At 64.3% G+C, this 12,732-nt stretch carries 10 protein-coding genes; 8 read left to right on the top strand and 2 right to left on the bottom strand.

Translation table 11 applies throughout. The annotated features are described in order from the left end of the window. Positions 1–53: 53 nt before the first annotated feature. Positions 54–2,294 carry a hypothetical protein gene (locus CFB34_RS02045; protein ID WP_089443469.1) on the bottom strand — a complete coding sequence of 747 codons (2,241 nt, stop codon included), beginning with the start codon at positions 2,292–2,294 and terminating at the stop codon, positions 54–56. Positions 2,295–2,385: 91 nt separating this feature from the next. Beyond that, positions 2,386–5,025, bottom strand: coding sequence for a type VI secretion system Vgr family protein (locus CFB34_RS02040; RefSeq protein ID WP_242808625.1), 2,640 nt, complete (start codon positions 5,023–5,025; stop codon positions 2,386–2,388). Here CFB34_RS02040 and CFB34_RS02035 point away from each other — a divergent pair. The 8 genes from CFB34_RS02035 to CFB34_RS02000 all read left to right on the top strand — a co-directional run bounded on the left by CFB34_RS02035 (position 4,963) and on the right by CFB34_RS02000 (position 12,730). Next, positions 4,963–5,346: a hypothetical protein gene (locus CFB34_RS02035; protein ID WP_242808647.1), complete on the top strand. Its 384-nt coding sequence runs from the start codon at positions 4,963–4,965 to the stop codon at positions 5,344–5,346. The two genes, CFB34_RS02040 and CFB34_RS02035, sit on opposite strands and share 63 nt — an antisense overlap. 616 nt (positions 5,347–5,962) lie before the next feature. After that, the gene (locus tag CFB34_RS02030) at positions 5,963–7,219 is read left to right on the top strand and encodes an MFS transporter (protein WP_089443416.1); all 1,257 of its coding nucleotides are present in this window, start codon (positions 5,963–5,965) and stop codon (positions 7,217–7,219) included. Positions 7,220–7,366: 147 nt separating this feature from the next. Continuing rightward, positions 7,367–8,296, top strand: a complete 930-nt coding sequence (locus tag CFB34_RS02025; protein WP_089443415.1) for a LysR family transcriptional regulator — start codon at positions 7,367–7,369, stop codon at positions 8,294–8,296. 115 nt (positions 8,297–8,411) lie between these two features. Next, positions 8,412–8,906: a hydroxyquinol 1,2-dioxygenase gene (locus tag CFB34_RS02020; RefSeq protein WP_089443414.1), complete on the top strand. Its 495-nt coding sequence runs from the start codon at positions 8,412–8,414 to the stop codon at positions 8,904–8,906. Between the two features lie 38 nt (positions 8,907–8,944). Then, positions 8,945–9,964: a hydroxyquinol 1,2-dioxygenase gene (locus tag CFB34_RS02015; protein ID WP_089443413.1), complete on the top strand. Its 1,020-nt coding sequence runs from the start codon at positions 8,945–8,947 to the stop codon at positions 9,962–9,964. A 51-nt stretch (positions 9,965–10,015) separates the two neighbouring features. After that, complete coding sequence (locus tag CFB34_RS02010; protein WP_089443412.1) at positions 10,016–11,482, top strand: aldehyde dehydrogenase family protein; 1,467 nt, start codon at positions 10,016–10,018, stop codon at positions 11,480–11,482. A gap of 8 nt (positions 11,483–11,490) precedes the next feature. Beyond that, positions 11,491–12,558 (top strand): maleylacetate reductase, encoded by a 1,068-nt coding sequence (locus CFB34_RS02005; protein ID WP_089443411.1) that lies wholly within the window; start codon positions 11,491–11,493, stop codon positions 12,556–12,558. A gap of 28 nt (positions 12,559–12,586) precedes the next feature. Next, positions 12,587–12,730, top strand: coding sequence for a hypothetical protein (locus CFB34_RS02000; protein WP_179243692.1), 144 nt, complete (start codon positions 12,587–12,589; stop codon positions 12,728–12,730). Positions 12,731–12,732 lie beyond the last annotated feature (2 nt).

The raw sequence follows: 12,732 nt of genomic DNA, 5'->3' as shown, positions 1-12,732 counted from the left end.
CCATGTCGAAACGGCGACCGCGACGCGTCGCGACCGTGTGACGATTAGAATTTTCAAATCACTCCCCCGACCTTCAGATAGAACTCGCCTTCACGTTCGTCCACAATCGCGTCGGGCATATTTCCTTCGCTTCTCACTATATGTACCCATTCCTGCACAGGCAGGTTGTCAATTTCACCGCGCGAGAAATATTCATAGTATTTTTTGTTCGAACTATCTTCTGGAATACCTTTTCCCATCCGCCAATCCGCCTCAATCCGCAGGTCGTAGAGTTGCTCGGGCGTCAGATAGCAAACCCCGATCGCCACATCGTACGCAAGCGCCTTTTCAGCATGCTCCGGATTGGTCATCGTCGTGGAGTGATTCGTCGGGCTGTTGGTCGAGCCACGATCGAGCCAATCGACAATCTGTTTATCGCGCCATTCCTTGTAGCCCTCCGGCATTTCGCTCTTGCCGTCCTCACCGATCACGTGGCCGTCGCCATCGAGCCATTCCGTATTCAGCGTGCGCCGCGCTTCCATCCGCATCAACGCGCGGTCCTCGTAACGCTGTCCGGCTTCGCTTTCCGCAGTACCTTGCGCGACGCTATCGTCGTTCTTCGCGTTGTACTGGTCGTAGGGATCGTCCGCGCGCTTGTCTGCCTCGCTCTTGCTTGCGTCGCGCCATGCGGCCGGCGGATCGTTGCCTTCGTTGAAGTCGCTTGTCGCATTGCCGTCCTTCGTTTCGATGGGCTTGCCGAACCGCCACGCCTTCGGTGGGAACGGTTCGTCGAGTGCCGGCGCGTCCGCCACCACGGTCCAACCCTCCGGCGGATTGGCGTTCACGCGGAACATATTCAATGCCGAGCTGATCTGGGTCACGAAAAACATGATCGGTGCGGACGCAAGCGTGGCCGCCACCCCGAACACGGACTCGTTTCCCTTGAGTGCACCGATGAGATTGAATTTGGCAGGCGGTGAAGGCGGATACCAGAATCCCGACGTCGCTCCCTTCTGTACATACCGCCAGTCATCTTCCCGATACCGATATTGCTCCTGCACGCCGACGTGGACGCCGGAGGCAAAGACGCGCTGCGTCAGCACGCCGGGGACACCGATATCGTTCAGCTCGTGCTTGTCGATGCCGCGCCAGCCGATGCCTTGAACCGTGATCGCAGAAATCACCTGATCGTGCGGACAGCAATACGCGGTGACGCGACCATACGTCGATCCGTTCAGGCCGTGGCGTACCCGATCGTCTTGTGCGGCATAAGACTTGTTGCTGGTCGGCGATACCCGTTCGTTCGCCATGTCTTCATCGATCTTGTCGGCGGAAAGTTCATAGGCCTTCCGCGTGCCGATGATCGACAGAAACTTGCCGAACGTTTTCGTGCGCGCGGCGTAGGTCTGCCGTCCGCGACGGCCATCGCCGTCCCTGGTCGCGCGTTGCGACCACGTATCCATGAACGTATCGGATGGATTCGGACCATCTGCACGCGCCAAGCTATACGGCGCATTCGCCAGCACGTAGGCGTCTGCCACGCAATGCCCGCTACGCCCCCACGGATCTGCGACATCGGGTAGCGCATCGCCGAAGAACGCCGCCGTCAGGCCCACGATGTTGCCCTGGCTATGGCACACGACAGTAATCGGCACGTCGGCCTGCATGCGGCGGATCGACTCGATCAACTTCGCAAGGCGCAACGCCGCGAGCACGCCATACGCGCGGGGCGGCGCGCGATACAGCGGCCGATTGGTCGGATTGATGCCCTGCACGGTTATCCACCCGGCCGCCCGGTCGTCGAGGCCGCCTTGCCAGAGATCGGGCAAGCTTGCACAGCCGTTCGTGAACGGACCGCCGCCCCAATAGTCCTTCTCGTTCAGGAAAATCTTGTCGCCGTATTCCTTGAGTTCCTCGGCTGTCGCCCGATAGCCCCACCGGAAATGAATGACCGGTGAAAACGACGGATCTGGCTTGATGTAGTCGCCGGCCCAAAGCTTCGGATTCAGAAACCCGTCCGGCGTCACGCTTTCCGTGTACTTCGCGGGCACCAGTTGCCCGGCATCGATGCCGCGATACTCCAGTTGGTCGTCCAGCCGCCCGAGCCGGCGGTTCAGGCCATCGCACAATCCTTGCTCGGCGGCCTCGAACCACTCGCCTTCGGAGTTCACCCCATGCACGAAGATCACGATACCGGGCAACGGAAATTGCTTGATGCAGATCAGCCGAGTGCCTTTCGTCCACATCGAGACGCCGTCGCTCCGGCCGACGATGATCTGAGGTGGCTCCGGGCGCGGCGCAGCCGCGTCGGGCATATCTGCCTTCGCGGCGCGCTCGTCGGTGCGCGCGTCCTCTTCCGGCCGAGGATCGAGAGATGAATCAATCATCCGGACTCCTGCGCTTGTGTTAAACATTCTTCTTGGTGAACTGCACCGCCAGCCTCTCGAATCGGTCGGTATCGACCTCAGGCAGTTCCCCGGCCATGTCGGTCGTCAAATCCGACAGCGTTCCCGATGCCGTTCGAACCTGTCCTTCGAACCCCGGTGCCGCGTTACCGTCCGTTGGGCGGACCAACTTCGGGACGCGGCCGAGCGTACGTTGATCGAATGTCGGCAAGTCGACGCTCATGCTTGCGGGGCCATCCCATGCATGACCGTTCGATTTCACGGTGAACTTGCCGGGGCATCCCAGTTCGATATCGCCGCCATGCAGCTTGAGATACGCGCCGCCGGACGTGACGAATACGACTTCGTCGCTTGCCGTGCCGGCAAGCTTGCCGTCAGCGGCAGTCAACCGAATGTTTTTTCCGGACTCGATCTGCGTGTCGTCGTTCTGCGATTGAATGGCCACTTTCCCCTGATTCGCGATCGCCGATACGCCGTTGCTGTGCGCGAACATCGCGACGCCATGCCCGGCATGCAGATTGATCCGCTCGCCGCTCGTGATCTGCATGTGTTGTTGCGCAATCTGATCGATGTTCTCGCCCGCATACATGACGTGCGTTTTCGGCGTGACGTTCAGCGACCCCGCTTGCGCGCCGAACGCCATGAACGCGGATGCGTCACCCGTGGCACGGGATTCCGAACCGCCGGGGTTCCAGTGACGGAATGCGCTGACGAGGTTGTCCTGGCCGCCCGTGTCGGCGGATTGCCCGCCATGCTGGCCGGCGTAATCGCCGAGCGACTCGAACAACGCCGTGCACTGGTCGAGCAAGCGGATCAGCTCGTCGCGATCGAGCTGACCACCGGTCGCGTGCGACCGCGCATAGGTCGTCAACAGCATGCCCTGGGCGGCGCGCAACGCTGCAGCGGCGTCGGTGCGCAGTTCCGCGCCTTCACCCCGGTCGCTCCCGTGTCCATCGTTACGGGGCTGCGTCAGATAGCCGAGATTCAGTTGGGAGTGCGCATGCTCGCTCGCCAACTGCGCCGAAATTTGCGACGGCGTATCGTCCAGGCGAAGCTGGTTGTACCGATGGCCCTTGATTTCCTTGGTCTTGATCCCGGACAGGTAACGGTTGCCGGGTAGCGAACCGGTATCGCTGAAGGTCGCGGGTGGGTTCGCACCGTTGCTCAAAATCCCGATGATCACCAGACGGTCCGGATCTCCCGACAGGCTGCCCAGCAAAACCTCCATGCCGACCCGAGGCAGGAAAAGCGCGCCGAAATGTTTCCCCGCCAGGCTTGCGCCGACGCGAATCGGCGCACTGTCGCCGGCCAGGCCGGTCGTTCCGGCGCCTTGTGCGTGGGCGTGATCGACCGGGTCGTAGCCGTGAATCTGCACGCGCACGCGGCCGGCCTCATCGCAGAACACTTCCTCTCCCGGTGTGCCGACGATCGTGCCGGTGAGCAGGTGGACCGGCGGCACATCGATTCTCGGATCGTAGGAAGGCGTGAGCGGCACGCCGCGTCGCACGCACGTGAAACGGTTCTCGTAGCGCGTGTCCGTTCGTTCCGATGCATCGTCTGGCGCCGGCGGAACGACTTGCGCCAGGTGACGGCTTGCCGTGAACAGCCTGTTTGCGCGACCTGCCAGCATCTTCGGCAGGTTGTTCCAGATATCGTGCCGAACCGACGTGACGACAAACTGCCGATGATCGGCGGGCTTCATGTCCAGCTCGGGGTCGCCGGTCAACGTGAACCAGTGACCGACCGGCAGGTCGCGCACGCTGCCGATGCCTTCATGGCGTACGGCTTCGAACTGATGCGCGAGCATCCGGTCGTGCGTGAGGCGATCGTGATCGCTCCACGAATCGCCGACGTGCGGAATGTCGATCGCGACGTCGGTCAGCAGGCGCGCAAGGTCGTTTCCCGACTCGCCCTGATCGATGCCGGTGACGCTCGTCGATTCGTCTACACGGGCTTTCTTGTAGTCCCACGATGGACGGCTGACTTGGCCGGGCGACAGGCCTTGGCAGCATGCAAAGAGCGTTACCGTGTCGCGTGGTTCGACTCCGGCATCGCGCGGATGGACGCGGACGGTACCGGCAGGCGCTTCCGTCAGGCGATAGGGATCGTCGCAAAACAGGAGCGTGTGGACCGGGCGTTCGTCGGGCACGTCGCTTGCCCCGCCGATCGGTCCCGCCTTCGCAAATACCGTGATGCCGTCCCGACGCAGCAGACGCCGGATGAAGCGCGCGTCGGACTCGTTCACCTGCCGTGTCAGTTCGCGTACTGGATAGCGTTCGGCCCGCAATGCCGACAGGTCGAAATCGAATGCCTGCGCGAGTGCGGGGCTGCGATGTTTCCACTCATTCATCAGCGTCGCCAGAATGTCGATCACGTTGCACGATCGGAACAGGCGGGCGTTCGTGCGGCGGTCCATCAGCGACAGGGCGTCGCACACGTGCAACTGGTACACGGTCAGTTCACCGTCGGATTGGCCGGTCCGCACGTCGCGCACGATCGCATTGATCGTTCGTATGCCGCCGCGATCGGTCGTCAGCCGGATCGACACGGGTAGCCCGAGAAACAGCGCAGGCGATAGATGAGCGTGGGTGGACACGCAGGTCAGGTGCCCGTCGATCCCCGTTATCAACCCTTCGCGAATATCGGCGTGATGGAGCGCCAGCAGATGGCCGACCGTGCGTTGCGCCAGCCCGAAATAGAGATCGACAGGCCGCTTGTTGCCGCCCATCAGACCGGACGCAAAATTTCGGAAGGTACTTTCTATCGACATCACCGCAATCTCGTTATTTTCGTTCTCAATTCGGATTGGTTCGAATTGAGCTTTGAGGTAAATAAAAAGAAGGTTCTGGAAAATTTGCGGTGGAGAGTATCAAACTTATTTGTCGCGATAAATGGTTTGATATTTAGAGATGGTTTTTCTATTTCGGGGAGACTGTATTTGACATTCTTTTCGATGGATTGAAATTTGTGTTTTGTAATTGGGCTGAATGTATTGAATGGGAATTTATTGCTGAGTAGGCGAATATCAATTTATTTTTCGTCGAAATAAATTGAATGAAAGGTGTGAAGAATAAGATCCATCCCATGTCTGGACGAACTGCGGCGCATTTCGGTGTCGGAAAGGGAGGTGAACAGGATTGCGCCGGTGCTTGTCCGGTGCATCTTGGTTTGCCCCTGTTTTTTCGCCTCCCGCTACCCGGCCGGTCGACTGCTGCGCATGCATGGCGTGAATGGCGCCGTGCGCGGATGCCCCGATGTCCATGAGGGAATTCCCCGTGACGCGCGAGCGCGCGTCACTTCGACGCCGCACCCGTTCGTTTCGCGCTGTCCCGTCGACCATTTCCGGCACCCCCCGCGATTATTTGCGTTTCGCGAATGGCGCGTTCGCCGGTTGTTCCCTACCCGATTGGCGGCCGTGCACTTATCGTGGTGACGTCGGCTGATTGAACCCAACGCGTCGCACCCGAACGCCAGCCGGCACTTCCTCGCGATTCGCGTCGCACACAAAAACCATCGGACCTGGCTCATGCGCAGGCGCTGCGGCGCGCGCAGGCGGACCTGTGTCCACGGAGACGGACATGAAAGCAAACGAGTGGGATACCTCATACGAGTGGAAGGCGGTCACGCTGCTGGCGCTCGGCTTCGGGCTGGTCGGCCTCGATCGCTGGCTGATCGCGCCGCTGTTCCCTTCGATCATGAAGGACCTCAACCTGAACGCGCAGGACGTCGGCAACTGCATCGGCGTGCTCGGCCTGTCGTGGGGCATCTTCGCGGCGCTGATGGGCGGCATCTCCGACAAGATCGGCCGCCGCAAGGTGCTGATTCCGGCCATCATCGCGTTCTCGCTGCTGTCGGGCTTCTCGGGGCTCGCGGGCGGCCTGCTCGGGCTGATGGCGATTCGCGGCCTGATGGGCGTCGCGGAGGGCTCGTTCTGCCCGACGAGTTTCGCCGCGACGGCCGATGCATCGCATCCGCGGCGGCGCGGGCTGAACCTCGGCCTGCAGCAAAGCGGCTTCGCGCTGTTCGGGCTCGCGCTGTCGCCGATCATCGCGACGCAGCTGCTCGGCTTCGTGTCGTGGCGCTGGGTCTTTGCGCTGGTGGCCGTGCCCGGCCTGATCCTCGGCGCGATCATGTTCTTCGTGATCCGCGAGCCGAAGGTCACGAAGGCCGTCGCGTCCGAGCATGCGCCGGCATCGCTCGGCCACGTGCTCAAGAGCCGCAACATCCTCGTCGCGATGGCCGCGTTGTGCTGCGCGATGACCGGCGTATTCGTGCTCGGCGCGCTGTTGCCGCTGTACCTGACCGACTACCTGGCGCTCGGCACGCAAAAGATGGGCCTCGTCGTGTCGGCGATCGGTTTCGGCGGTTTTCTCGGGCAGTTCGGCTTGCCGGGCCTGTCCGACCTGGTCGGCCGCCGCGTCGCGAGCATCGTCGGCTTCGCGGGGACGGCCGTGATGCTCTACATTTTCCGCGGCCTTGGCCCGCAGCCGGTCGTACTGTTCGGCGTGCTGTTCGTCGCGTCGTTCTTCACGCTCGGGCTGGTGTCGCTGCTGTCCGGCCCGGTGGCGACCGAGGCCGCGCCCATCGGGCTCGTGTCGACGTCGATCGGCGTGGTGGTCGGGGTCGGCGAGATCTTCGGCGGCGGCATCGCGCCGGCGATGGGCGGCTACGTCGCCGCACACTTTGGCATCCAGAACATTCTGTGGCTGCCGATGTGCGCGGTCATGCTGGGTATCGTGGTCAGCCTGCTGCTGAAGGAAACCGCGCCGGCCGTGCTGCAGCGTCGCATGGCGGCCGCGCAACCCGAACTGGCGGCGGGCGAGCAATCGCGGTAAGGCAATACAGCGGCAGGGCGGCGCATGCGCGGGCCGGCGTCATCGGCGATTGACATCGATTGGGTGACAGAGTGACGCCTCCCGCATGACACAGCGCGTGATCCGCACGGGTAGACTGCCGGTTTCGCTGTCGAAAAAGGGCGCGGTATGGACCGGTTTCTGAGCATCGAGGCATTCGTCCGGGTGGCGGAGGCGAGCAGCTTCGCCGAGGCGGCGCGGCAGCTTGGCGTGACCAGCTCGGTCGTGACGAACCGCATCCAGCAGCTCGAGAAGTTCGTCAACGCGCCGCTGTTCCATCGCAGCACGCGCCACGTGCGCCTGTCCGAAGTGGGCGAGGCGTTTTATCGCGAGTGCGCGGAGGTGGTGGGGCGCGTCAACGAGCTGACCGATCAGATGCGCGAGCTGCGCGCGACTCCGACCGGCCGGCTGCGCATCCAGATGCTGCCCGGTTTCGCGCTCGATCACTTCGGCGCGCCGCTGATGGAGTTCAACCGGCGCTATCCGGGCATCCAGCTCGACGTCATCGTCAATGACCGTGTCGTGGACCCCGTCGAAGAAGGGTTCGACATCGCGTTCCAGATTTTTCCGCCGATTTCCGAGTCGCTGATCGAACGGCGGCTGTTCACCGTCAGGCGCCTCTTCTGTGCGTCGCCTGCGTACCTCGACGCGCATGGTGCGCCACAACATCCGCGCGACTTGCTGCAGCACACCACCGCGCTTTATTCGGGCTATCCGTCGCGCAACCGCTGGACGATGACGCGCGGCGACGAAGTCGTCGAAATGGAGCTGCCGGGCATGATCCGCTCGAACTCCGTGCACCTGCTGCGCGAGTACGCGCTGTCGGGCGGCGGCGTCGTGTGCCTGCCCACGCTCGTGGCGAGCGAGGCGCTCGTCGCCGGCCGGCTGGTGCCGATCCTCACCGACTTCCAGCTCGCGCCGCTGAGCTTTGCCGCGGTTTATCCCGCCACGCAGCGACAGGCGTTGAAAGTGAAGGCGCTGGTCGAATTCCTCGCGGAAACCATCGGCGACGAATCGCCGTGGGATGTTCCCCTTCTGGAGCGTGGCTGGGTGCGGTGAAGCGCGCGGATTATTCGCGAAACGCAAATGCCGTAGTCGCCGTCCCGTGCCTTGTTGCGGGTGGGCCTTGCCCCTAGAGTGGAATCCAACAAGCGGTTCAACTCAGGAGACAGAAATGACCGACACGGCATTCCACACCGTCTTTGGCTCGCTCCACAGCTACAAGAAAGGCGAGATCGAAATCACCAGCGGCAGCGCTCAACACTACGCGTTCTCGAATGTCTTCGAGGTCGCATCGAAGTCGGCCCCTTACGAAAAGGTCGTCGCCGGCAAGAATCTCGAATACGTGATCGAAGTGCTGCGAACCGACGGCCAGTCGCCGTGGTTCGCGTGCGCGCACGACGAGTTCGTGATCCAGATGGACGGCGAAGTGCGGATCGAATTCATCAAGCTCGATACGCCGCCGCAGGCGGGGCGCGGCACCGTGAATGCCGGCACGCAACCGGCCGGCCGCAAGATGGGCTACGTCGTATTGCGCCAGGGCCATCAGGCGCTGCTGCCGGCCGGCTGTGCATATCGCTTTACGGCCAGCCGGCCGGGCGTCGCACTCGTGCAGACCATCCTCGGCGAGCTGTCCGTGGAGAAGTGGGCCGACATCTGCCTGCACTGATTCGTCCGACCTCATTCGACACTTTCAGGAGACACGTTATGGCCACCCTCGACACCCTCGATACTTCCGCAGGCTTCGCCGCCGATCTGGTGCAAGCCACCGAGGCCGATGCCGTTACCGGCTACCGCCGCTTCCAGCTCGGCGCATTCGAATTCCAGCGCGACGAATATTTCGTGAAGATCAGCTGGCCCGCGAAAGGCCAGACCCGCACGCACGCGATGCCGGCGGACGCGTTCCTGCGCGCGATGATGCGCGACGTGGCATGGGGTTTCTTCTACGGCTGGGTGAACTTCGACCACGTGTTCGGCACGCGCAATCACTACGGCAAGGTGGACATGTATGCGGGCACCTTCAACGGCATCCTGAAGGACGCGGGCGTGGACTACACCGAGACCTTCGACACGCCCACGATCATGGCGACCTTCAAGGCGATGCTGCACGACTGGACGAACGAAGGCTTCGATCCGTTCGCCGCGCCCGAGGAAACCGGCACCGCGTTCGGGCGCAAGCACGGCGAGAACGGCGCGGCGATCGAGCGCACGCGGATCGCGACGCGCCGCATGCCGGGCCTCGAAGGCGATTCGCCGCTGCGCGACGACCTGCCGGTCAACCGCGCGTTCCTCGACGTCGCGCAGGACGAACCGGAAGTGCACGTCGAGCCGGGCTTCGAAGGCGAGCTGCACGCGTTCAACCTCTTCAAGTACCTGTCGCGCTCGGACGTGACGTGGAATCCGTCGGTCACGTCGGTGTGCGGGCGCAGCCTGTTCTGCCCGACCACCGAGGAATTCATCCTGCCGGTGTTCCATGGCAACGACCGCGTCGAATGGTTCCTGCAACTGTCCGACGAAATCGTGTGGGACATCGGCGACAAGAACACCGGCGCGCCGCGCGCGCGCGTGACGATGCGCGCCGGCGACATCTGCGCGATGCCCGCCGACATCCGGCACCAGGGCTATTCCACGAAGCGGTCGATGCTGCTGGTCTGGGAAAACGCGACACCGAACCTGCCGCAGCGCTACGAGAGCGGCGAGCTCGCGCCGTATCCGATCGCGTTCTGAGCGGCGCGCCGGTTTCCGCTTGCGCTTCACGCCATCCACCGAGGACGATTCATGCAAACCCAACTCTTCATCGACGGGCGCTTCGTTGACGCCGTCGACCGCGGCACGATCGACGTGCTGAACCCGCACGACGGCTCCGTCATCACGAAGATCGCGGCCGCCACCGCGGCGGACGTCGACCTGGCCGTCGAAGCCGCGACGCGCGCGTTCCCCAAATGGTCGGCGCTGCCGGCTGCCGAACGCGGCCGCTTGCTGCTGCGCTTGGCTGATGCGATCGAGGCCAACGCGGAGGAGCTGGCGCAGCTCGAATCGCTGGACACCGGCCACCCGATCCGCGACTCGCGTGCGCTCGACGTGCCGCGCACGGCCGCGTGCTTCCGCTACTTCGGCGGCATGGCCGACAAGCTGCAAGGCTCGGTGATTCCTGTCGAGACCGGCTTCCTGAACTACGTGCAGCGCGCGCCGATCGGGGTCGTCGGCCAGATCGTGCCGTGGAATTTTCCGCTGATGTTCACGAGCTGGAAGATGGGCCCGGCGCTCGCGGCCGGCAACACGGTGGTGCTCAAGCCTTCGGAAATCACGCCGCTGTCGACGCTGCGCATCGTCGAGCTGATGGCCGAGGTCGGGTTCCCCGCGGGTGTCGTCAACATCGTCCCCGGCTATGGGCACACGGCCGGCCAGCGGCTCGCCGACCATCCGGGCGTCGGCAAGATCGCGTTCACGGGATCGACGGCCACCGGCCGCCGGATCGTCGAAGCGTCGCAGGGCAACCTGAAGCGCGTGCAGCTCGAACTGGGCGGCAAGGGCGCCAACATCGTGTTCGACGATGCCGATCTCGACGCGGCCATCAACGGCGCCGCGTGGGCGATCTTCCACAACCAGGGGCAGGCGTGCATCGCCGGATCGCGTCTCGTGCTGCACGAGCGCATCGCGGATGCGTTCCTCGAACGCTTCGTGGCGCTCGCGTCGTCGATTCGCATCGGCGATCCGCTCGATGCGAACACCGAGATGGGGCCGCTGACGTCGAAGCAGCACCTCGATCGCGTGCTGGCGTTCGTCGATGTCGCGCGCGAGCAGGGCGGCCGCGTGCTCACCGGCGGCAGCGCGCCGCAGGACCCGGCGCTCGCCAACGGCTACTACGTGCGCCCGACGGTCATCGAGGCCAGGAGCGCGACCGACCGTATTGCACAGGAAGAGGTGTTCGGCCCGTTCGTCACGGTGCTGCGTTTCGGCAGCGACGACGAAGCGCTGGCCATCGCGAACGCGACCGAATACGGGCTGGGCAGCGGCCTGTGGACGAAGGATCTTTCCCGCGCACACAAGATGGCGTCGCAGATCAACGCGGGCATGTGCTGGATCAACTGCTACAAGCGCGTCAATCCGGGCAGCCCGTTCGGCGGCGTCGGCCAGTCGGGCTACGGCCGCGAGATGGGCTTCGAGGCGATGCACGACTATACCGAGGCACGGTCGGTGTGGGTCAACGTCGACGGCAACGTGCCGCCGCACTTCAAGCGCTGAGGTTCGCCATGGATCGCTTCGTTTATCAGGGCACGCCGTCCCGCGTGGTGTTCGAATGGGGCGCGCTCGCGAGGCTGCCGGACGAGCTGTCGACGCTCGGCGCCCGCCGCGCGCTGATCCTGTCCACGCCCGAGCAGCGGCCGCTCGCCGAGCGTGTGGCGGCGATCCTGGGCGAGCGTGCGGCCGGCATCTGCGCGCAGGCGGTCATGCACGTGCCGATCGAAGTCGCGCACGCGGCGCGCGAGATGGCCGGCGAACTGGACGCGGACTGCTGCGTCGCGATCGGCGGCGGGTCGACGATCGGGCTGGGCAAGGCGATTGCGCTCGAATCGGTGCTGCCGATCCTGGCCGTGCCGACGACGTACGCGGGCTCGGAGATGACGCCGATCTTCGGGCTCACGGAAGGCCGGCTGAAGCGCACCGGGCGCGACGCGCGCGTGCTGCCGCGCACGGTGCTCTACGACCCGTCGCTGACGTTGTCGTTGCCGCCGGACATTTCCGCGGCATCGGGCATCAATGCGATGGCGCATGCTGTCGAGGCGCTGTACGCGGAAGATGCGAACCCGGTGATCAGCCTGATGGCGGAAGAATCGATCCGCGCGCTCGGCGAAGCGCTGCCCGTGGTCGTGCGCGATCCGGCGAACCGCGACGCGCGCAGCCGCGCGCTGTACGGCGCGTGGCTCGCGGGTACTTGCCTGGGCGCGGTCGGCATGGCGCTGCATCACAAGCTGTGCCACACGCTTGGCGGCACCTTCAACCTGCCGCACGCGCAGACGCATGCGGCGATGCTGCCGCATACCGCGCACTACAACCACGCTGCCGCGCCCGATGCGCTGCGCCGCGTGGCGCGCGCGCTGGGCGGGAACGACGCGGCCGAAGCCGGCCCGCTGCTGTTCGCGCTGAACGCACGGCTCGGCATCGCGCCGGCGCTCGCCGATATCGGAATGCCGGAGGCCGGCCTCGACGAAGCGGCCGATCTCGCGTGCCGCAACCCGTATGCGAATCCGCGGCCGATCGAGCGTGAGGCGATTCGCGCGCTGCTTCAGCGCGCATGGGAAGGGCGTGCGCCGCAATGAGCGGCTGCATGCGCCAACGGAGACAACCATGAGCCTTGACCACCATGACGGTGAGGCCACGCCGGCCGAGCCGGTTGTCGCCCGCTTCGACGGCATGCCGAGCCCGCGCTTGCGTGCGCCGATGCAGCGCCTCGCGCGGCTTCATCATGCGTTCGTCGTCAATCGGAGCTGACC

The organism is Burkholderia sp. HI4860, from assembly GCF_002223045.2.
Lineage (GTDB): Bacteria > Pseudomonadota > Gammaproteobacteria > Burkholderiales > Burkholderiaceae > Burkholderia.
Note: the sequence above shows the minus strand (reverse complement) of the source record. Positions and strands in the feature narration are given on the sequence as shown.